At 59.2% G+C, this 21399-nt stretch carries 20 protein-coding genes and 1 other RNA gene; 10 read left to right on the top strand and 11 right to left on the bottom strand.

The window, feature by feature from the left end:
- The first annotated feature begins 222 nt into the window (after positions 1-222).
- On the top strand, positions 223-1614 hold the full coding sequence (locus WNZ14_RS04760; protein WP_342867446.1) for an EAL domain-containing protein: 1392 nt from the start codon (positions 223-225) through the stop codon (positions 1612-1614).
- Positions 1615-1789: 175 nt separating this feature from the next.
- On the opposite strand, the gene WNZ14_RS04755 is transcribed toward WNZ14_RS04760, so the two are convergent.
- Together WNZ14_RS04755 and WNZ14_RS04750 are read right to left on the bottom strand one after the other, a co-directional pair.
- Positions 1790-2326, bottom strand: a complete 537-nt coding sequence (locus tag WNZ14_RS04755) for a flavin reductase family protein (protein WP_342867445.1) — start codon at positions 2324-2326, stop codon at positions 1790-1792.
- Positions 2307-3398: an LLM class flavin-dependent oxidoreductase gene (locus WNZ14_RS04750; RefSeq protein WP_342867444.1), complete on the bottom strand. Its 1092-nt coding sequence runs from the start codon at positions 3396-3398 to the stop codon at positions 2307-2309. The genes WNZ14_RS04755 and WNZ14_RS04750 overlap by 20 nt, the downstream gene beginning before the upstream one ends.
- Before the next feature lie 109 nt (positions 3399-3507).
- Here WNZ14_RS04750 and WNZ14_RS04745 point away from each other — a divergent pair, with 109 nt between their 5' ends.
- Positions 3508-4062: a winged helix DNA-binding protein gene (locus WNZ14_RS04745; RefSeq protein WP_342867443.1), complete on the top strand. Its 555-nt coding sequence runs from the start codon at positions 3508-3510 to the stop codon at positions 4060-4062.
- Positions 4063-4168: 106 nt separating this feature from the next.
- Here the strand turns inward: WNZ14_RS04745 and WNZ14_RS04740 are convergent, their stop codons facing one another.
- The 7 genes from WNZ14_RS04740 to ffs form a co-directional block, all read right to left on the bottom strand.
- Positions 4169-5614, bottom strand: a complete 1446-nt coding sequence (locus WNZ14_RS04740; protein WP_342867442.1) for an aldehyde dehydrogenase family protein — start codon at positions 5612-5614, stop codon at positions 4169-4171.
- Between the two features lie 170 nt (positions 5615-5784).
- Complete coding sequence (locus tag WNZ14_RS04735; RefSeq protein WP_342867441.1) at positions 5785-7035, bottom strand: lytic murein transglycosylase; 1251 nt, start codon at positions 7033-7035, stop codon at positions 5785-5787.
- Between the two features lie 57 nt (positions 7036-7092).
- Complete coding sequence (locus WNZ14_RS04730) at positions 7093-7482, bottom strand: RidA family protein (RefSeq protein ID WP_342867440.1); 390 nt, start codon at positions 7480-7482, stop codon at positions 7093-7095.
- An 11-nt stretch (positions 7483-7493) separates the two neighbouring features.
- Positions 7494-8099, bottom strand: coding sequence for a recombination mediator RecR (gene recR / locus WNZ14_RS04725; protein ID WP_342867439.1), 606 nt, complete (start codon positions 8097-8099; stop codon positions 7494-7496).
- 56 nt (positions 8100-8155) lie between these two features.
- A complete protein-coding gene (locus tag WNZ14_RS04720; protein WP_342867438.1) occupies positions 8156-8479 on the bottom strand; it encodes a YbaB/EbfC family nucleoid-associated protein in 324 nt (107 codons plus the stop codon).
- 65 nt (positions 8480-8544) lie between these two features.
- Positions 8545-10389: a DNA polymerase III subunit gamma/tau gene (locus WNZ14_RS04715; RefSeq protein WP_342867437.1), complete on the bottom strand. Its 1845-nt coding sequence runs from the start codon at positions 10387-10389 to the stop codon at positions 8545-8547.
- Positions 10390-10553: 164 nt separating this feature from the next.
- An RNA gene (gene ffs, locus WNZ14_RS04710) (signal recognition particle sRNA small type) lies at positions 10554-10650 on the bottom strand.
- 95 nt (positions 10651-10745) lie between these two features.
- Between ffs and WNZ14_RS04705 the strand changes: the two genes are divergently transcribed.
- Entirely contained in the window at positions 10746-11150 is a 405-nt protein-coding gene (locus WNZ14_RS04705; protein WP_342867436.1) for an HIT family protein, read from the top strand.
- Between the two features lie 3 nt (positions 11151-11153).
- The gene (nudC, locus tag WNZ14_RS04700) at positions 11154-12116 is read left to right on the top strand and encodes an NAD(+) diphosphatase (RefSeq protein ID WP_342867435.1); all 963 of its coding nucleotides are present in this window, start codon (positions 11154-11156) and stop codon (positions 12114-12116) included.
- Between the two features lie 9 nt (positions 12117-12125).
- Here the strand turns inward: nudC and WNZ14_RS04695 are convergent, their stop codons facing one another.
- Both WNZ14_RS04695 and WNZ14_RS04690 read right to left on the bottom strand, forming a co-directional pair.
- Positions 12126-13010 (bottom strand): prephenate dehydratase, encoded by an 885-nt coding sequence (locus WNZ14_RS04695; RefSeq protein ID WP_342867434.1) that lies wholly within the window; start codon positions 13008-13010, stop codon positions 12126-12128.
- A 29-nt stretch (positions 13011-13039) separates the two neighbouring features.
- Entirely contained in the window at positions 13040-13786 is a 747-nt protein-coding gene (locus WNZ14_RS04690; protein ID WP_342867433.1) for a 3-deoxy-manno-octulosonate cytidylyltransferase, read from the bottom strand.
- A gap of 171 nt (positions 13787-13957) precedes the next feature.
- Between WNZ14_RS04690 and WNZ14_RS04685 the strand changes: the two genes are divergently transcribed.
- The 6 genes from WNZ14_RS04685 (at position 13958) to WNZ14_RS04660 (ending at position 21399) form a co-directional block, all read left to right on the top strand.
- Positions 13958-14512, top strand: coding sequence for a cytochrome c family protein (locus tag WNZ14_RS04685; RefSeq protein ID WP_342867432.1), 555 nt, complete (start codon positions 13958-13960; stop codon positions 14510-14512).
- Between the two features lie 176 nt (positions 14513-14688).
- Positions 14689-15384: a VIT family protein gene (locus WNZ14_RS04680; RefSeq protein ID WP_342867431.1), complete on the top strand. Its 696-nt coding sequence runs from the start codon at positions 14689-14691 to the stop codon at positions 15382-15384.
- 159 nt (positions 15385-15543) lie between these two features.
- Positions 15544-17349: an extracellular solute-binding protein gene (locus tag WNZ14_RS04675; RefSeq protein ID WP_342868512.1), complete on the top strand. Its 1806-nt coding sequence runs from the start codon at positions 15544-15546 to the stop codon at positions 17347-17349.
- A 158-nt stretch (positions 17350-17507) separates the two neighbouring features.
- Positions 17508-18614: a microcin C ABC transporter permease YejB gene (locus tag WNZ14_RS04670; RefSeq protein WP_342867430.1), complete on the top strand. Its 1107-nt coding sequence runs from the start codon at positions 17508-17510 to the stop codon at positions 18612-18614.
- Positions 18611-19762, top strand: coding sequence for an ABC transporter permease (locus WNZ14_RS04665; RefSeq protein ID WP_342867429.1), 1152 nt, complete (start codon positions 18611-18613; stop codon positions 19760-19762). The genes WNZ14_RS04670 and WNZ14_RS04665 overlap by 4 nt, the downstream gene beginning before the upstream one ends.
- On the top strand, positions 19759-21399 hold the full coding sequence (locus tag WNZ14_RS04660) for an ABC transporter ATP-binding protein (protein WP_342867428.1): 1641 nt from the start codon (positions 19759-19761) through the stop codon (positions 21397-21399). Before WNZ14_RS04665 ends, WNZ14_RS04660 begins: the two co-directional genes overlap by 4 nt.

Here is a 21399-nt window from a genome sequence, read left to right as displayed (position 1 = left end):
GTGATCGCAAGCCCAACATCTATTGATCGTATATATTACACGTCACTAAATGATGTGAGCCGGTATGAAGAACCAACGGATATTCGAGAAATCCGGCGTATTCTTCAGGTTTGCTAAAATGCTAAATCTATCCAAGTTTCAAGGTCTTTTCATTAATCCCATCCTTGTATCAAGGCCTAAGAGAGGCCGCCTTTTCCGTTGGGGTTGAATGAAGTTGCTAAGATGATCTTGACCGAGTCCACGCCTGACACATCACTGCCGGCCAATACAAAGAAGCAGTCGCAGCGATTGATCTTTGCTTATGAGGCCGCTTGCCTGATTATCCTCTGTGCGGGCCTGTGCTGGTTCTGCTTTTTCGGCTGGCAGCAAAACTGGCCCCTTGCTTTTGCCGACCTGTTGCTCGCCGCAATCGGGGGCACGGGCTGGCTGATGATCAGAACCGGCAGGATCAATGCCGCGTTGATTGGGTCCGAGATCGCCTTTCTGGTGTTTGCAATCAGTTTCTGTCTGGTCTTTGATGCGCCGAGCGACAAAATGCCGAGGATCTCGCATCTTTATCTGCCGGTTATCGCCCTTGTCGCCTACTTCAACTACCTGAGGCAAAAATCGACATTCCAGATTGTCGTTATTGCGACGTCCCTTTTGGCCTTCATCTTCTTCTCCAGCACCAAATTCGCGCTTCCCTCAGCGTTCATTATTCCAGACGACATGCGGTACTACGCGATCTGGTTCAATTCCATCCTGGCAACAGCGATGTTATGCGGCGGCGTTTATGCGATCCATCGCGAATCCACCGGGCACAACGAAATCTCCAGAGCATTGCGCACAGCGGTGCGGCACGACCAGTTGGAATTGTACTTCCAGCCACAGGTGGACAATGCGGGCAAAATCATCGGCGCCGAGGCACTGTTGCGCTGGAAACATCCGCAAAAAGGCTACATTCCGCCGATCGACTTCATTCCAGTCGCTGAAGAAAGCGGGCTTATGCCGCTGATCGGCGGCTGGGTGCTGAAGGAAGCCTGCCAGACCCTGGCGGTCTGGAGCGAAGATTCTGTGCTCAGCCAGTTGAGACTTGCGGTCAATGTGAGCGCGCGTCAGTTCAATGTCGATGGTTTCGAACAATCTGTGCTGGAAACGGTCGAGTTGTTCCGTATCGACCCGACAAAGCTGAAACTTGAGCTGACGGAAAGCGTCATCATTTCGGGCGTGGACCCGGTGATCGCCAAAATGAACATCTTGCGCGCTGCAGGCATCGAGTTCGCGCTCGATGATTTCGGCACCGGCTATTCCTCGCTCAATTACCTGCGCAGGCTGCCGGTCAGCCAGCTGAAGATCGATCGCAGCTTTGTCCAGGCATCGCTTGAAAGCCCGAGCGGCGCATCACTTGTCAAAAGCATCGTGAGAATGGGCCTCGATCTGGACCTGGTCGTTCTCGCGGAAGGGATCGAGACGGCGCCTCAGCACCGGTTCCTGCTCGATTGCGGCTGCGAAGAATTCCAAGGCTACTATTTCGGCCGGCCCGTGCCGGATGAGGACTTCAAAGCCCTTGTTGCGCAGAAGGCAGCAGAGTCGTTGGCACGGCCAACAAGGCTGAAAGCCGTGGTTCGGTCGTAACAGGATTTTTCTGACTGTTCGCAGTAGTCAGGTGCTGCGCGGGACACTGGTTCGTGAAGGTCCATGGCCGGGCGGCGCTTTTGTCTCAGACCAGTTTATCGGTAATCTTTAGAAGACGGCCTGCCGGGATTGAGCCGGCGGAGGGCTTTCGCGCCCCGCCGGTCCAAGGTTGTCATCAAGTCAATCCGCGGAAGGCACCGTTCCAGTAGATCATTGCCCCCTGTCCGGAGCGTATACGGATGTCCTGAACCCGGCCGATGATGATCGAATGGGTGGCGCGATCGATCATCTCCTCGACCGTGCAATCGATACCGACGGCTGCGTCTTCCAGCAGCGGAGCACCGGTCTTTGCGGTGACCCAGGACGCCCCGGCATACCGGTCTGCGCCCTTGGCTCCGCCGAAACCCGTGAACCGCTCCGCGATCGCCTGATGTCCTGCACCGAGCGCCGACCAGCCAAAGCAGCCATAACGCTTGATCAGCGGCCAGGTTGACGATGCCCGATTGACGCAAGCAAGCAGCAACGGCGGATCGGCCGACAGCGAGATGGCGGATGTCACCACCAGCCCTGACCGGTCGTCGTCCTTGCCGGCGGTCAAGACGCTGACATTGCCAACGAAATTCCGCATGGCATCGCGGAATTCAGCGGCGGAGGGCAGACGCTCGATTACGGCGTCCGCGCCTCCTTCGCGCTCAGCGGATGCCTGCGGCATCGAGCTTGGGCAAGACATTGTCGCGGAAATAGGGGAATTCCTTCACATAATCGACAAAAGACAGCGTGGTACCTGCGAACCCGGCGCGATGCAGCGACAGAATGCCTTCGGCCACCTGATCAGGCGTGCCAATCAGCGGGAAGCCGCCATGACCCATGGCGAAGCGGTCGCGGATCAGCGCCAGCAGATCGTGCGGGAAGCTTTGCGCGTGCGCGAATTGCAGACGCACGAGATTGTCGACAGCTTCCCAGTCGGCATTGGTCTTGGCGGTGTGCTCGAGATAGTTGAGCGCCTCTTCCTCGGTCGGACGGCAGATGACATGGGAGAATGTCAGCACATCGACCTTGCGGTTCTTGGCCTTTGCCTGGGCCTTGAGTTCCTTGATCTCATCAATCGAACGCGCCAGATCAATCGCCGGGGTGAACAGGAAGTTGGCGTTGTCAGTGGCAAACTCGCGGCCTTGCGGCGAACCGGCAGCATTGATGATCGGCACATCGCCACGGACTGGAAGCGGGTCTCCGTGCACGCCCTTGAGCTTGAAATAGGCTCCATCCCAGTCGAAATAGTCTTTCGACGCCCAAAGCTTGCGAACAACATCAAACCATTCCTGCGCATAGCCGTAACGGGTTTCATGGTCATCAGGCAGGGTCAGGCCAAGCGCCTCGTATTCGGGCTTGTTCCAGCCGGCGACGATGTTCAGTCCGGCGCGGCCATTGCTGATATGGTCAATGGTGGCAATCTGCTTGGCCACCACCACGGGGTGATTGGCGGCTGTGTGGATGGTGGCAAAGACCGAGATGTTCTTCGTCGAGGCCAGCAATCCGGCGGCCCAGGTGACTGTTTCCAGCACGCCGCCATGAAAATCGGTTTCGCCGCCATAGCCAATCCAGCGCGCGATCGGCAGCATGAAATCAATGCCTGCATCATCGAGCAGGTGGCCAAGTTTGAGGTTGTTTTCCCAGGAATTGTCCCAACGTTCCTCGACCTTGGTGACGCTCATTCCCGATGAGCAATTTGACGAGAATGTCCCGAGCAAAAACCGGTCATCCGCCAGCATCATGTTCCTTGTCATAGTGGCCGTTCCTTTATTTGTTATAATTTATGATAGAAAATCTATCTTAAAATGCGATTGCGTCAATATGTTTTAGGAGTAAAATTTAACGGAAATTCAGGAGTACTCTATGAAGAACGGCCCGACGCCGCCCGAAGACAAACCCGCACATTACGAACTCGACTATCGCTGGCATCTGGCCAGGAGCGATGTCGAAGTCAGCACGACCGAACTGGAGTTTGCGCTGATGCGCACGTTTGAGGGCTTCGGGCGCTGGCAGTCGGAGTGTCTGGCGGGCGTGGTCGATCTGGCGGCCTCAGGCCCCGAGAACGCACTTCTGCACATCATACGGATGAACGAGCGCCCAAAAACCATCAAGGATCTGGCGCGGCTGACCAACCGGGATGATGTGCCAAATATCCAGTACAGCCTGCGCAAGCTGATTGGTGCTGAGCTCGTTCTGCGCAAAGGAGCAGGCCGGTCAGGCGTGACCTATCAGGTCACGGAAAAGGGCCGCACCGTGACAGAGGCTTATGGAGATTTGCGCCGACGCCTGCTGATTGCCGCAGTCGCGGATGTTCCCGATCTGGCAGAGCGGCTTCGATCGGCCACGCAGACAATCAATCTTCTGTCCGGCATCTATGAGGAAATATCCCGCGTGGCAGCGACCCATCGCCGCCGCTGAGGCACGCGCAGACAGTAGCCGCGCAAGATACTGCCAACGAGAATGAGAAACGGCCCGCCCCGTTAAGCGGCGAGCCGTTGAAAGAACGCTGGTTCAAAGCCTGGGATCAGGCGACGTCGCTGTCCCAGCCGGAGATGGCCTTGGCCTCGAGGAACTCCTCGATGCCCCAGACGCCACCTTCACGGGCCCGGCCGGAAGCCTTGACGCCACCGAAGGGTGCGCCTGCGCCGCGTGACTTGCCATTCATCTCGACCATGCCCGAGCGCAGACGACGGGCCATGCGGTTGCGCTTGGCACCGTCTTGGCTCTGCACATAGTTGGTCAGGCCGTAGATGGTGTCGTTGGCGATCTCGACCGCATGTTCTTCATTGTCGAACGGAATGATCGACAGAACCGGTCCGAAGATTTCCTCACGCGCAATGGTCATGTCGTTGGAGACATCGGCGAAGATTGTCGGGCGAACGAAATAGCCGCGATTGAAGCCTTCCGGGCGACCGGTGCCGCCGGCAACCAGCCGCGCGCCTTCATCGATGCCCTTCTGGATCAGGCCCTGAATCTTGTCGAACTGCGCTGCGGAGACAACTGGACCGACGTGGTTGCCGTCCTCATGCGACGAGCCAACCTTGACGGTGGCAGCAACCTCAATGGCCTTCTCGACCGCCTGATCATAGACCGGGCGTTCGACCAGCATGCGGGTCGGCGCGTTGCAGCTCTGGCCGGTGTTGTTGAAGCAATGGCGAACGCCACGCTCGACAGCCTTGGCATCGGCGTCAGCGAAGATGACATTGGCGCCCTTGCCACCGAGCTCCAGGCACACCCGCTTGAAGGTATCGGCTGCAGCTTTGGAGATGGCAGCGCCGGCGCGTGCGGAACCGGTGAAGCTGATCATGTCGACATCACGGTGGGTCGACAGGTCGGTGCCAACACCCACGCCATCGCCATTGACCATGTTGAAGACACCGGCAGGCAAGCCCGCGGCATGAACAATCTCGGCGAACACGATCGATGAGAGCGGAGCCACTTCCGACGGCTTGAACACTATGGTGCAGCCAGCCAGCAGCGCCGGGATCACCTTCAGGGTTACCTGGTTCATCGGCCAGTTCCACGGCGTGATCAGGCCAACGACACCAATCGGCTCCATGGCGATGCGGTCATTGGGGGCGTGGGAGCCGAGCGGCCGGATGAATTCAACTTCCTTGAAAGCTGTGATGAAATTGTCGATGTGCCATGTGCCGGACGTGACCTGACTGGCGCGGGACATCGCAATCGGCGCGCCCATTTCCAGGCTGATCGCCTGAGCCATGTCCTCGGCGCGCTCGGCATAGATTTCACGGATTTTCTTGACATAGCCGAGGCGAACTTCGGGATCGGTCCGCGACCAGCTGTCAAAAGCCGCCTTGGCAGCCGAAACCGCCTTGTCCGTATCCTCGGTCGAACCGAGCGAGATGACCGCGCAGGCTTCTTCCGTTGACGGATCAATGACCTCGCAGTCCTGCGCCTTTGCAGGCGAAACCCACGCACCATTGATGTAGAACTCGCGCTTCTCGATCATATCATTCTCCAAACTTGTTTCCACGGCACAGATAGGCACCGTATCGTCTCAACTCAATCCTCTAGGGGCTCAAGGCCGCGGAATGCAACCTTGATTTCACCCGACAGCTTCAATGTTATTGATGCCTGGATGAATTGTGCTTCTACCAGCCCTTTTTCGACAGAAGACGGCTACCGGATGGTCCCGAGAAGGGCCGGCGTTGGGAAACATGTGGGCTTCTGACCATTTCGAGCCTGCCACTCACCGATGGACCGGCGTGACTTGTAGCCCGGCAAGCCATCCGCCCCGCCGACATCATAGCCCTGCGTTTCCAGCGAAGACTGCAGTCGTGCGATGTCGGATCGCAGCATGGATCCGCTGTTTTGCCAGGGCGTGACGAAAGCGCCGCCACCATGGGCCATGCGGTCGGCCAGATTGCCGATGAACAGGGCGTAGAGATCGGAGTTGTTGTATTCCTTGATCACGTAGAAATTCGGGGTGACGACGAATTCCGGACCGTAGATCCCTGCAGGCACCAGCACCATTCCGGGCGCCCGGCGCTCGTGATCGGGAAACGGCCTGCCGGAGATGCGAATGATGCCCATATCGGTCAGGGCGCTGATCGGCTTGGCCCGGTCAGGCCCTTCCAGCGCACAGGTGACGCCTTCGGGGATGACGGCCTCAAATCCCCAGTCGCGGCCGCGCACCCAGCCCGACTGGGCCAGATAATTGGCGATAGACGCGAGCGAATCGGCGCTCGAATTCCAGATATCCCGCTTGCCGTCACCGTCAAAATCAACCGCGTGGTCGAGATAGCTCGACGGCAGGAATTGCGGTTGGCCCATGGCGCCCGCCCAAGACCCCTTCATCGCGGAAGTGCCAATGTCGCCGCGCTGCAGGATCTGGAGCGCGGAAAGTATTTCTTTGCGAAACAGGTCGGGCCGCGTTGACATGAACGCCTTGGTGGCGATCACCCTTACTGCAGAATGAGGAATCTTGGCGCGGCCGAAGCCTGATTCACGTCCCCAGATGGCGACAATGATGGAAGCCGGAACGCCATAGCGGTCCTCGATCTTTCGCAAGAGGCCCGCGTGCTGCTTCATCAGTGAACGGCCAGAGGCAGCGAGGCCCTGAAGCCGCTTTTCACTGAAATAGGCGCCAGGGCTTCTGAATTCAGCCTGGCTCTGGGCGCGGGCTTTGGGCTTGGGAAATCCGGGCGGCGCCAGATCCGGCAGGTCCCAGTCAAGATTGACGCCGGAGAAAGCGCTGTCGAAGACCGCTTTGGAGACCCCGGCCCGTTTGGCTTCCGGCCAAAGATCAGTTTCGAGCCACTGGCGGAATTGCGCTTCCACCCCGGCCTTGGTCGCCGCATGGGACGATGAAACCGCAGAAACGGTCACTGTGAAGGCAAGGATGAGGGTCAGAAGCAGGGTGCGAATCATGGAACCAGCCTAACCCGAGCGGCGTGTCGGGAAAATGGCACAACAAGAACCAGTCGCTCAATGCTCTGAGAACGCCTCGATCTCGATTTCCGTCAACAGATCAGGATGGGCGAGGCCCGCGACGATAACATAGGTCGAGGCAGGCGCGTGGCCCTCAAGGAACTGATCCCGGAGCTCGCGGTAGGCGCCGACATCACCCGGGGCCACATCGTAGACCCTGATCGCCACGATATCAGTGATCTGCATGTTGCAGGCCGCAAGGCCCGCAATGGCGTTGCGCCAGGCCTGTTCGGCCTGAGCGCGGTAGCCGGCAAGCATCTTGCCATCCGGCGTGACGCCGATCTGCCCCGAGATGATCAGGCGGCGGCCCGGCGAAACCATCTCGACGACCTGAACATAATTGGAAGCCGGCTTCGGCATCGTGTCGGGGTTGAAGAACCTGGGCATACTTTACTCCCCTAGAACGCGGTGCGGGCGCGAATGGCTGCCGCCAGCGTACCCTCATCGAGGTAATCAAGTTCGCCGCCAACCGGCACGCCATGCGCCAGTCGAGTGACCTTGATGTCGAAGCCGGTCAATTGTTCGGTGATGTAATGCGCCGTTGTCTGGCCTTCGACGGTGGCGTTGACCGCGATAAGAATTTCGCGAACACCGCCAGCCGCCACGCGGTCAACCAGCCGGGCAATCGACAGATCATCGGGGCCTACGCCATCAAGCGGCGACAGGGTCCCGCCGAGAACATGATAGCCGGCATTCATTGCAGCCGCACGTTCGAGCGCCCAGAGATCGGCAACATCCTCGACGACGATGATGACGCTCTGGTCGCGTGTCGGGTCAGTACACACGGTGCAGGGATCGGATGTGTCGGCATTGCCGCAGGTCGAGCAGATGCGGACCTTGTCAAAGGCCTCGTTCATCGCCAGCGCCAGCGGGCCCATCAGCTGATCCTTCTTCTTGATCAAGTGAAGTGCAGCGCGCCGCGCAGAGCGCGGCCCGAGCCCGGGGACGCGGGCGAGCAGCTGGATCAGGCGCTCGATCTCCGGCCCCGTTACACGCTTCTGCATCTCATTCTCCAGTTATAGACAACTGACACTCCCGGGTGACACTCGCGGGCAAAAGCCTAGAACGGCAGTTTCATGCCGGGAGGAATCGGCAGCCCGGCGGTCAGTTCCTTGGTCCGCTCGGCCATCATGGCTTCGACCTTGGCCTTGGCATCATTGTGAGCGGCGACAATCAGGTCCTCGAGGATCTCGACATCGTCTTCCTTGAACATTGATGGGTCAATCGAGAGGCCTTTCATCAGGCCCTTGCCCGAGAGGCGCACGGTGACCATTCCACCACCGGCCACGCCTTCGCATTCGAGCTCGGCGAGCTCTTCCTGCATGCGCTCCATCTTGGCCTGCATGTCCTTGATCTTGCCCATCATTCCCATGATGTCTTTCATCTAGGTCTCCTTTTCGAGTTTAGTTTGCCGGCTTCGCTCCGGTCGAATGGACCGATACGCGCCTGTCAGTCCGAGCTGTCGTCGGGTTCGGTTTCGTCTGGCAGAATGTCCCCGTCTTCGGATGGCGACAATGCATCCCCAGCAATGCTCTCCTCGGTTACCTGGATGCGCACATCGGTGACGCGAGAGCCGGGAAAGCGGGCCAAAATGGCTGCGACATCGGGATCCTGGCGGGCGTCGCTGACCAGCGCCTCCCGCTTGGCGGTCTCGCTCTCGGAAATCGTCGGCGCGCCCTCTTCGCGGCTGAGTGCCACGGACCATTTGGCACCGGTCCAGTCACTTAGCTTCTTGATCAACTCGCCGGGCAGGCTTGAGCTTGCATCAGGAGCGAGATTGATCTCCAGACGGCCAGGCTCGATCCTGACAAGCCGCACACCGGTGCGGATCTGGACCTTCATGGCGATATCGCGATGCTTTTCGGCAAGCGCCACCATATCTTCAAGCGAGCCTATGACAACTTCCTGAACTGGCTCGGCAACAGCCGGCGCGGCAACCGTAGGCTCGGCGGAGTGGGCGAGACGCATAGAGGGTTGCCCTCCACCACCGCCCTGCGGCATCCGGCGTTCACCGACGGCTCGGGCCGTTGCCCCACCGCCGCCCGACGGGCCGCTTCCGGACGACTGCCCACCGGCATCAGCTGATCCACCGCCAGAGTTCTGGAAAGCCTTCAAGGCATCCTCGGGCGACGGCAGGCTTGCCGCATGGGCGATGCGAATCAAGGCCATCTCGGCTGCAGCAGCAGGCCGGCTCGAGGTATCGGTTTCAGAAATGCCCTTGAGCAACATCTGCCAGACGCGCGAGAGAATGACGGTCGACAGCTTCACCGCATAATCCGCGCCGCTCTCGCGTTCGGTCTGGGTCAGCGACGGATCCTCGCCGGCTTCCGGCACGAATTTGAGCCGGGTCACCAGATGGGTGAAATCCGCCAGATCGGTGAGGATCACCGACGGGCCTGCGCCCGAATCATACTGATCGCGGAAGCTTTCCAGCGCTCCGGCCACATCGCCCGCCATCAGCGAACCAAACAGGCCGACAATGCGGGACCGGTCAGCGAGACCGAGCATGGAGCGCACCGCCTCGGCGTCGACAGCGCCGCCACCATGGGCGATCGCCTGATCGAGCAGGGAGAGGCCATCACGCACAGAGCCTTCGGCGGCGCGTGCGATCATGGCCAGCGATTCGTCATCGATCGCGATGCCTTCCTGACCGGCAACATTCTTGAAATGGGCAACCAGAAGACCCGAATCGATACGGCGCAGGTCAAAGCGCTGACAGCGTGACAGCACGGTGATCGGGACCTTGCGAATTTCGGTGGTGGCGAAGATGAACTTCACATGGGCCGGCGGCTCTTCCAGCGTCTTGAGCAAGCCGTTGAAGGCCTGCGTGGAGAGCATGTGCACTTCGTCGATAATGTAGACCTTGTAGCGCGCCGACACCGGCCGGTAGCGCACCTGCTCGATGATCTCGCGAATATCATCGATACCGGTGTGCGAGGCCGCATCCATCTCGATCACATCGACGTGGCGGCCTTCCATGATGGCCTGGCAATGCTCGCCCGGAACCGTCAGATCGATGGTCGGCTTGTCAATTTCGGCGGTCTGGTAATTCAGCGCCCGCGCCAGAATGCGGGCGGTGGTGGTCTTGCCGACACCGCGGACGCCGGTCAGCATCCAGGCCTGGGCAATCCTGCCTGAGGAAAAGGCATTGGTCAGGGTGCGGACCATCGGCTCCTGGCCGATCAGGTCGGTAAAATCCTTGGGACGGTACTTTCGCGCCAGAACCCGGTACGCCGCCTGGCTCTCGGAGTTTGCCCCCGCCGAAACTATGGTCGTGCCGGTTGTTTCGTCCATGATCCTCGTGCCGCCCTCGCGCTGGCCCGATGGCCATTCAATTGGAATGTTTGCACCCCGGTCGAGTCCCGTCAATCACGGGAGCTGCTGCTTACCGCAAAAGACTTGCAGTGACTGCTGCGTGCTCGCTCAAGCGGACACCGCAGCAAGGCGCGGGCGAAAGGGTGGGAGGCTGGCACGGTGACCCGTGCCGAGCTCGTTAGGGCTGCTTCCTTCCGGACCTGACCCGGTTGGCGAGTGGCTCGTCCACCACCAACCTCCCGAGGCCACATATCGTCAATCAGACAGGCAAAAGCAAGCCAGAGCCGAAAAAAACTGCTAGAGTTGTTCTCCAACCCTGTCCGGCGGTAGTCCCCATGTCTGATTTTGTTCTCGATCCACGTCTCGAACGGGACACCACCTTGCTGATGAAGCTGGGATTGTGCCAACTCAGGCTGATGGAGGATTCGCGCTGGCCGTGGGTGCTTCTGATCCCGCAGCGCAACGGTATTACCGAGATATTCGACATGACTCCGCTCGATCAGACGATGCTGACCTTCGAGACGGCAATTGCCGCCAAGGCGCTCAAGGAAGCGTCCGAATGCCTCAAGGTCAATATCGGCGCCCTTGGCAATCAGGTTCGCCAGTTCCATCTTCACATCATTGCCCGCAACGAGGGCGATCCGGCCTGGCCCGGACCGGTCTGGGGTCATGGCCAAGCCACGCCCTGGGACGCAAACGCCCGCTCCGCATTTATCGAAAGACTTCTCGAGGCCCTCTGATTCATGACATTTTCCCTCTTTGACCATGATGCACCGCATGGCGAAGCCAGCCGTCTGGTGGCTTTTGCCGGCAACCAGCTTGACCGGCGTTCCGAACACCGCAGCGAGACGGAACTGGGCGAAGCACTCAACAATCCGGCAACGCGTTATTTCGCCATCACCAAAGGCCGGCTGGCAATGCGGGTCGATGGTGACGGGCCGGACGGTTTGCTTACGGCCGCCGATCTGGCCGTGATGCAGCCAAAGAACGCCGACGCAGTGCTGATCGGCTGGGATGCGGCCAATGCGGCGCGCATAGCAATGCCGGTGGGGATTGAGCCCGACGACCTGCCAGAACCTTTCAAGGCCATTGATACAAGGTCTGTCTACCGGCAAGCGTTAATGGATGAGGAAACGCTTGGCGCCTATGCACAAGGCACCAGCCTGGTTTCGTGGGCGCTGGCCAACCGGCATTGTGGCGTCTGCGGCGGCCTGATGACCCCGGAGGCGGGCGGCTATCGGCGGAAATGCAGGGCCTGCGAGCACACGGTGTTTCCGCGCACTGATCCCGTTGCCATCATGCTGACCGTCGACGAAGCCCGCGACCGCTGCCTGCTGGGGCGCAGTCCGCATTTCCCACCGGGGATGTATTCCTGTCTGGCCGGCTTCATCGAGCCCGGTGAAACCATGGAAGACGCCGTCCGGCGCGAGACGATGGAAGAATCCGGCATCAAGGTTGGACGGGTCCGCTATCACGCGAGCCAGCCGTGGCCGATGCCGCACACTCTGATGATCGGCGTCTTCGCCGAAGCCGAGAGCCTGGAAATTACCCGCGATACCAATGAGCTGGAAGATTGCCGCTGGTTTGATCGTACCGAGACAGAGGCGATGCTGGCATCGACGCTGGGTGAGGCGGATGCCTCTGCGCCGCCACCGGGCGCGATCGCGCACCGGCTGATGCGCGACTGGCTAGACTGGGGCCGATAACGGCCTTCTTCAGCCCTCCGCCTCTTCCGCATGTGATCCGTTCTGCGCGAGGCGGAACGGGTGGGCCGGATAAACGCCCAGGACCCTCAACTCCTTCGAGAAGAAGCCGAGTTCCTCCATGGCGCGCGCCACAGGCGCTTCATCCGGATGTCCCTGAATATCGGCGTAGAATTGGGTAGCGAAGAACTTGCCGCCGATCTGGTAGCTTTCAAGCTTGGTCATGTTGACGCCATTGGTGGCAAAGCCGCCCATCGCCTTGTAAAGGGCTGCGGGAATGTTGCGCACCTTGAAGACAAATGTGGTGACAACCACCTCACCGGCCACAGGGCGCGGCGGGGTCCTGGTCTCACGCGACAGCACGACGAAGCGGGTGACGTTGGTTTCGGTGTCCTCGACGTTTTCCTGCAGAATATTCAGGCCGTAGAGGTCTGCGGCAAGGCGCGGAGCAAGGGCTGCCATGGTCCGGTCGTTGCTCTCGGACACCAGCCGCGCGGCGCCGGCAGTGTCACCGGCAACAACGGCTTTCCAGCCATTGGCACGGACGATCTTGCGGCACTGTCCGACGGCATGAACATGGCTGTGCACGGTGCGGATCTCCGAGAGATCGACGCCGGGCAGCGCCATCAGCTGGAAATGGATCGGCATGAAATACTCGCCGACAATATGCAGTTGCGATTCCGGCAACAGGTAATGGATGTCGGCAACACGACCGGCGATGGTATTCTCGATCGGAATCATTGCCAGATCCGCATCACCCTGGGTCAGCGCGTTGAACGCGTCTTCGAACGTGGCGCAAGGCAAGGGATCCATGTCGGGAAACATGTCGCGGCACGCCATATCAGAATTTGCGCCAAACTCGCCCTGAAAGGCGATGCGGTTGGTGGAAGCGGTCATCGGGTCTGTCCGTTTTGAGAAATATGCGCTTATTTGGGTGCCAGGATTTGGCGGGCGCGGGCAAGATCGGCCGGAGTATCGACACCCAGAGGCACCGAGTCAACGATCGCCACATCAATGCGCATGCCGTCTTCAAGCGCCCGCAACTGCTCGAGCGATTCGCGTTTCTCAAGCGTTGAAGGCTTGAGTGATACAAATCGCTGCAATGCCGAACGGCGCCAGGCATAAAGTCCTATGTGGTGGTAGAGCGGGCCGTCGCCATAGGGCGCCGTTGCACGTGTGAAATAGAGTGCGCGCAGAAGCCCCTCGCCAATCGGCGTGCCGATAACCTTGACGATGCTCGGATTGGTCTTCTCCGCCTCATCAGCAATGACCACAGCGAGCGTGGCAAGGTCGGCAGGCGAACCGGCAAGCGGCAAGGCAGACAGGCGTATGGTTTCCGGCTCGATGGCTGGAATGTCACCCTGAACATTGAGAATGATCTGAGCCTTCGCATCCGGATCCATGATGGTAGCAGCTTCGAACACCCGATCCGAGCCGGACTGGTGATCAGCGCTGGTCATGACCGCTTCAAAACCCGCAGCCTCGACCGCATCGGCAATTTCGCGCGAATCAGTTGCGACAGCCACGCGGCCAACATCGGCGAGTGCGGCCTGACGCGCCACACGGACCACCATTGGCTCGCCACCGATGTCCGCAAGCGGCTTGTTGGGCAACCGGGCCGACGCCATTCGGGCCGGAATAATAACGAGCGTATGCTCCGAACCTGCTGCCATGGCGCATCTCTTCCCCTGTTTGCGGCACAAGTGTCAAAAAGTCTCACCGCCGCTGTTACAAACGGTGTTGCAACGAACTTGCAAAAGACATAGGTTCCGCGCGATTTCAAGACTGGTTCGGTTATTGCAGGAAACTGGGCGGGACGCCGAACCAAAATGGAGCTACGGAACATGAACTCCTCATATTTCAACTCGGCGGCGGGCGCTTTTCTCGGTATCCTGTTTGTTGTGATGACACTTTCGATCGTTTCGGAAGGTATCTATGAAGCACCGGAACCGGAAACCGAAGGCTTTGCCATCGAAGTGGCAGAAGGCAGCAGCGACACCGCGGCCCCGGCTGAAGAAGCTGCGCCTGAAATGATTGTGCCGCTTCTCGCCAGCGCAGACCCCGCCAAGGGCGAATCAGTGTTCAAGAAATGTGCCGCCTGCCACAGCAATGATGCAGCAAGCGCCAACAAGGTCGGACCTGGCCTGTGGAACATCGTCAATCGGCCGGTCGCCTCCCATGCGGACTTCAACTACTCCTCCGCCATGACAGAATTCTCGCAGGGCGGTTCCGTCGAATGGGATTACCAGCACCTCAGCGAATTCCTGGCTGCGCCGAAAAAGTACATCCCGGGCACGGCGATGGGCTTTGCCGGTGTGAAGAAAGTTGAAGAGCGGGCAGACCTGATCGCCTATCTTCGTACGCTTGGCGACACTCCGGCACCGTTGCCTTCCGAGTAAGCAAGACATTCGAGAGTTTGAAAGCCGGGCCATGTGCCCGGCTTTTTTGTTATGTTCCCGGCCTCTTTGTGATGCTGTGTCCATCCCGGTTGAAAAGATGGAATTCATGCAAATGGCACAGGGTTCGTTCATGCGACGTGCTACCATGGGGAAACCCGAACAGATGGTTGGTTGCGATGAGCAGACTGCATTCCGAAAATCATAGTGTCCACAAGATCGGCTGGCTCCGGGCGGCGGTCATGGGGGCCAATGACGGCATCGTCTCCATCGCCAGCCTGGTGCTCGGGGTCGCCACTGCCTCCGCTGCCACCGGTGAAGTTCTCACGGCAGGCATTGCGGGCCTTGTGGCCGGTTCGATGTCGATGGCCGCAGGGGAATATGTATCCGTCAGTTCTCAGGCAGATACAGAGAATGCAGATCTGGCGAGAGAACGGCGGGAACTGGTCGAGCAACCGGACCTGGAGCTTCAGGAGCTCGCGGAGTCGTTCATTGCCCGTGGTGTAGCGCCAGACACCGCCCTGAGCGTTGCCAGGCAACTGACTGCGAAGGACGCTCTGGGAGCGCATGCGAAGGAAGAACTTGGCATATCAGACCTTACGTCCGCACAACCGCTGCAGGCCGCGATCGTTTCGGCGTTCACTTTTGCAATTGGCGCGGCACCTCCGATCATAGCCGTTCTGGTGTCACCCCCTGAAATGTTGATGTGGTCCGTGGTGATTTCCACCGTGGTCGTGCTCGCGGTTCTTGGCGGCCTTGGGGCGAAAGCCGGCGGTGCGAGTGTGCCAAAGGGGATCGCGCGCGTGACTTTCTGGGGCATCGTTGCCATGGCCATCACATCCGGCGTTGGGTATGTCTTTGGTGCCGTGGTTTGACGCTCGCTTGTTTCTGCCCTCAGAGACTGCTGTAAAAATCACAATTTCGGACTGTTTTCGGGTTAACCCCTGTAACCGAGGCAGAAGTTGCCTATTCTCTTTTGCATTGTAAAGATTACGGGAGGCCCCGCCAAAATGACCATCCGCATTGCTCCTCTCATGCTGGCGTTGGCCGGCCTGTTCGTGTCAGCTATTCCTTCAAGAGCCGAAGAACCTGCATGGCGCCATGCCACGGCGACGATCGGAGAGCCGAAATACGCCGACGGCTTCGCCCATTTCGACTATGTGAATCCGGAGGCTCCAAAGGGAGGCACATTGAAATTGTCCGAGGAAGGCACCTTCGACAGTTTCAATCCGATTTTGGCCAAGGGCGAACTGGCAGTGGGACTGGGTCTGGTCTTCGACACGCTGATGAAATCTTCGGAAGACGAGGTCTCATCGTCTTACGGTCTGCTGGCCGAGAGCATTGCCTTTCCCGACGATATTTCGAAAGTCACGTTCCGGCTGAACGCAGAAGCCAGATGGGCCGATGGCGAGCCCGTGACCCCGGATGATGTGGTTTTCAGTTTCGACAAGGCCAAGGAACTCAATCCGCTTCAGGCCAATTACTATTCCCACGTTGTCTCCGCCGAGAAGACGGGCGAGCGGGAGGTGACCTTCCTGTTTGACGAGAACAACAACAAGGAATTGCCGCAGATCCTTGGCCAGATCCTTGTCCTTCCCAAACATTGGTGGGAGGGCACCGACAAGGACGGCAACGTGCGCGACATCAGCCGCACGACGCTTGAACCAGTGATGGGATCGGGCCCCTACCGGATCGCATCCTTCAATGCCGGATCGACAATCCGCTACGAGCTGCGCGACGACTATTGGGCCAAGGATCTCAACTCCAATGTCGGGCAGCACAATTTTGGCGGTATCGAGTATGTCTATTTTTCCGATTCAAATGTTGAATTCGAAGCCTTCCGCGCCGGCACGGTCGATTACCGGCAGGAAAATTCAGCCAGCAAATGGGCAACTGCCTATGATTTCCCGGACGTTAACAACGGTGACATCAAGCGCGAGGAAATCGAGAACCCGCTCCGCGCTGTCGGCATCATGCAGGCGATGGTGCCCAACATGCGTCGGGACAAGTTCAAGGACGTAAGGGTTCGCGAAGCGCTCAATTTTGCCTTTGATTTCGAGGACCTGAACCACAATCTGGCCTTTGATGCGCTGGCCCGGGTCGATAGTTACTTCTGGGGCACCGAGCTTGCCTCCTCCGGCCTGCCGGAGGGCCGCGAGAAGGAAATCCTCGAAGGGTTGAAGGACCAGGTGCCACCAGAGGTCTTCACCACACCCTACACCAATCCGGTTGGGGGCGACCCACAGAAGACCCGTGGAAATCTGCGCCAGGCGCTGACACTGTTCAAGGAGGCCGGGTATGAGCTGAAGGACGGTCGGCTTGTCGACGCGAAGACCGGCGAGCACTTCGGGATCGAAATCCTGCTTTCGAGCCCTTCGCTTGAAAGATCGGTGCTGCCCTATGTTGCCAGTCTGAAAAAACTTGGCATCGATGCCCGGATCCGCACCGTTGACGCCTCGCAATACACCAATCGGGTGAGAAGCTTCGACTACGACATGATCTGGAATGTCTGGGGGCAAACGCTCAATCCGGGCAACGAGCAGTCCGGCTACTGGGGCTCGGCTTCGGTGGATCGCGAAGGATCGAGGAATTATGCGGGCATCTCCGATCCTGCGGTGGACCAATTGATCCGGATGGTGATTTTCGCACAAACCCGCGAGGAAAAGACCGCTGCCGTTCGAGCACTCGACCGTGTGCTTCTGGCACATCACTACGTGGTGCCGCTGTTTTACAGCAAAGCAGCAAAGGTGGCCTACCGCAAGAAACTCATGCACCCCGAGGAACTTCCCTATTATGGGCTAGGGTTTCCGGAAGTCTGGTGGTCGGCTGAGGCGAACTGACGCGCATTCGGCCTTGCACCCTATCCGACATTCGATTCTGTATGAGAGCGAGACGAATCAGCCGCAGGATGTAACTGAGGCTGGAAGGAAGCAGGGTTGACCGGGACACGAATTGACATGTGCGATGCAATCGCTGCGACAAAGGGGAACGGAGCCTGATGGGCGCCTATATTCTGCGGCGTCTGCTGTTGATGATCCCGACCATTGTCGGGATCATGGCCATCTCTTTTGCGGTGATCCAGTTCGCACCCGGCGGTCCGGTCGAGCAGGTGATTGCCCAGCTGACCGGCCAGGGCGATTCGGCAACTGATCGGATTTCCGGCGGCGGCGGCGATACTCCTGGCCTGCAAAGCCAGGATTTCGGGGATCCGGCGAGCTCGCAATATCGCGGCGCGCAGGGGCTCGATCCGGAATTCATCGCCAAGCTGGAAGCGCAGTTCGGCTTCGACAAGCCACCGCTCGAGCGCTTCGGACTGATGATGTGGAACTACATCCGCTTCGATTTCGGCGAGAGCTATTTCCGCAGCATTGATGTGATCGACCTGATCCTCGAGAAAATGCCGGTTTCCATCTCGCTCGGCATCTGGATCCTGCTTCTGTCCTACATCATCTCGATCCCGCTGGGGATCAAGAAGGCGGTCTCGGACGGCTCCCGTTTCGATGTCTGGACATCCGGCCTCATCATCATCGCCTATGCGGTGCCCGGTTTCCTTTTCGGCATCCTCCTGATCGTGCTGTTTGCCGGCGGATCATTCTTCGACTGGTTCCCGTTGCGGGGCCTGACGTCGGACAATTTTGACCAGTTGAGTTTGTTCGGGAAGGTCGTTGACTATTTCTGGCATCTGACGCTGCCCCTGATCGCGCTGTCGCTGGCAGCTTTCGCCACCACGACGCTGCTGACCAAGAACTCGTTCATTGATGAAATCCGCAAGCAATATGTCACCACCGCGCGGGCCAAGGGCCTGAGCGAAAGCCAGGTGCTCTACCGGCATGTGTTTCGCAATGCGATGCTGATCGTCATCGCCGGTTTTCCCGGTGCCTTTATCACCGCCTTCTTCTCGGGATCGCTGCTGATCGAGACGATCTTCTCGCTCGACGGGCTTGGACGGCTCGGCTTTGAATCCATCATCAAGCGCGATTACCCGGTGGTGTTTGCAACGCTGTTCATCTTTTCGCTGATGGGCCTGGTGGTCGGGCTGATTTCCGATCTTGTCTACACCTGGGTCGATCCACGCATCGATTTTGAAAAGAGAGATGTCGGATGAGCGCGCCGGCTTCCACCAATCCCCAGGCATTTGACGCCGAAGGTCGGCCGAAGGGCTGGCTGTCGCCGACCAATAAGCGACGCTGGGCCAACTTCAAGGCCAACCGGCGTGGCTACTGGTCGCTTTGGCTGTTCCTGTTCCTGTTCATAGCCAGCCTGCTGGCCGAGTTCATTGCCAATGACCGGCCTATCCTGGCATCCTACAAGGGCGAGATCCTCTATCCGGTGCTGATTGATTATCCCGAGGAGAAATTCGGCGGTTTTCTGGCGCGTACCGATTACCGTGATCCGTTCATCCAGGATGAGATCAAGGCCAATGGCTGGCTGATCTGGCCGCCGATCCGTTACTCCTACACCACTGCCAATTCCTATGTCCCGCACTCGGCGCCGACCGCACCCTTCTGGATGCTGGACAAGGAGACCCGCTGTTCCGCCTATCCGTTGAAGGATGAGGATCCGGGCTGCACGCTTGGCAACATGAACTGGCTGGGGACCGACGACCAGGCCCGCGATGTCACGGCAAGAATGATCTACGGCTTCCGGATATCGGTTCTTTTTGGGCTGATCCTGACCATTTTTTCTGCGGTGATCGGTATCGCCGCCGGTGCGGTTCAGGGCTATTTCGGCGGCTGGACTGACCTTCTGATGCAGCGTTTCATCGAGATCTGGTCATCGATGCCGGTGCTCTACATCCTGCTGATCATCGCCGCGGTGTTGCCGCCGGGTTTCTGGATCCTGCTCGGGATCATGCTGTTGTTCTCGTGGGTGTCGTTTGTCGGCATCGTGCGGGCAGAGTTCCTGCGGGCCCGGAATTTCGAGTATGTCAACGCGGCCCGGGCGCTTGGTGTCGGCAACGGCACCATCATGTTCCGGCATCTTCTGCCCAATGCCATGGTGGCAACGCTGACATTCCTGCCTTTCATCCTGTCGGGCTCGATCACCACACTGACCTCGCTCGACTTCCTCGGTTTCGGCCTGCCGCCGGGATCGGCGTCGCTGGGCGAGCTGATTGCGCAAGGCAAGCGCAACCTGACAGCGCCTTGGCTGGGCCTGACCGCGTTTTTCACGATTTCGATCATGCTTTCGCTGCTGATCTTCATCGGTGAAGCCACCCGGGATGCCTTTGATCCGCGAAAGACATTTCGATGAGTGGCGCAGTGAATGATCCGCTCTTGTCGGTGCAGGACCTTTCGGTGGAATTCCATCAGGCGGGTGACAGCCAGATTGCCGTCGATCATATCTCGTTTGATATCAGGCGCGGGGAGACGGTAGCGCTGGTGGGCGAATCCGGTTCCGGCAAATCGGTTTCGGCACTTTCAGTGCTGCGACTGCTGCCCTACCCGGCGGCGAGCCATCCCTCCGGCAAGATCCTGTTCAAGGGTGAGGATCTGCTGTCGGCGCCGGAGCCGCAGATCCGGGATGTACGCGGCAACGACATCACGATGATCTTCCAGGAACCGATGACCTCGCTCAATCCGCTGCAATCGGTGGAAAAGCAGATCTCGGAGATCTTGCATCTGCACCAACAAATCCGGCCGGAAGAAGCGCGCAGGCAGGTGCTGGAACTTCTGCACCAGGTCGGCATCCGGGATCCTGAAAAGCGGCTTGCGTCCTATCCACACCAGTTGTCAGGCGGGCAGCGGCAGCGGGTGATGATCGCCATGGCGCTGGCCAACCGTCCGGAATTGCTGATTGCCGACGAGCCGACCACAGCGCTCGACGTCACAGTACAGGCGCAGATCCTCGAATTGCTGCGTGACCTGAAGAACGAGCACGGCATGGCGATGCTGTTCATCACCCATGATCTCGGCATCGTGCGCAAATTCGCCGACCGGGTCTGCGTGATGACAGATGGCAAGATCGTCGAAACTGGCCCAACCGCCGAGATATTCGCCAACCCGCAGCATGCCTACACAAAGCACCTGCTTGCCGCAGAACCCAAGGGTCGACCACCCACGCGCAAAGAAGACGCTCCTGAAGTGATGCGCGCAAGTGACATCAAGGTCTGGTTTCCGGTCAAACAGGGCTTTCTCAGGCGCACTGTGGATTACGTCAAGGCGGTGGACGGGCTGTCGCTTGAGCTCAAAGCCGGCCAGACACTCGGTGTTGTGGGTGAATCGGGCTCGGGGAAGACAACGCTCGGGCTTGCTTTGATGCGGCTCATTCGCAGCGAAGGCGAGATTTACTTCAACAAGCTGCCGCTGCATGAGCGGACCTTCAAGCAGATGCGGCCGCTCAGAAGTTCCATGCAGGTGGTGTTTCAGGACCCGTTCGGGTCGCTGAGCCCGCGCATGTCGATCGCTGACATCATCGGTGAAGGGCTGGCCATCCATGCCAGCGATCTCTCGGCGCGTGACCGTGACCGACGCGTGGCCGAAGCGCTCGAGGAAGTGGGCCTCGACGCCTCCACCCGCTGGCGGTATCCGCACGAGTTTTCAGGCGGCCAGCGGCAGCGGATTGCAATCGCGCGGGCAATGGTGCTCAAGCCACGGTTTGTCATGCTGGATGAACCGACATCAGCGCTCGACATGAGCGTGCAGGCCCAGGTGGTGGACCTGCTGCGCGATCTGCAGAAGCGGCATGATCTGGCCTATCTGTTCATCAGCCATGACCTGAAGGTCGTGCGGGCACTGGCCAATGACGTGATCGTCATGCGGTCAGGCAAGGTGGTCGAACAGGGCACGGCTGACCAGATCTTCGACCAACCTCAAACAGACTACACCAAGGCGCTGATGGCGGCGGCCTTCAATCTTGAGGCCGTAACCAGCGGCGTTGTTAGCGAATAG

It is taken from the genome of Hoeflea sp. AS60 (assembly GCF_038900115.1).
Taxonomy (GTDB): domain Bacteria; phylum Pseudomonadota; class Alphaproteobacteria; order Rhizobiales; family Rhizobiaceae; genus Hoeflea.
This window is presented reverse-complemented; position numbering and strand designations above follow the sequence as displayed.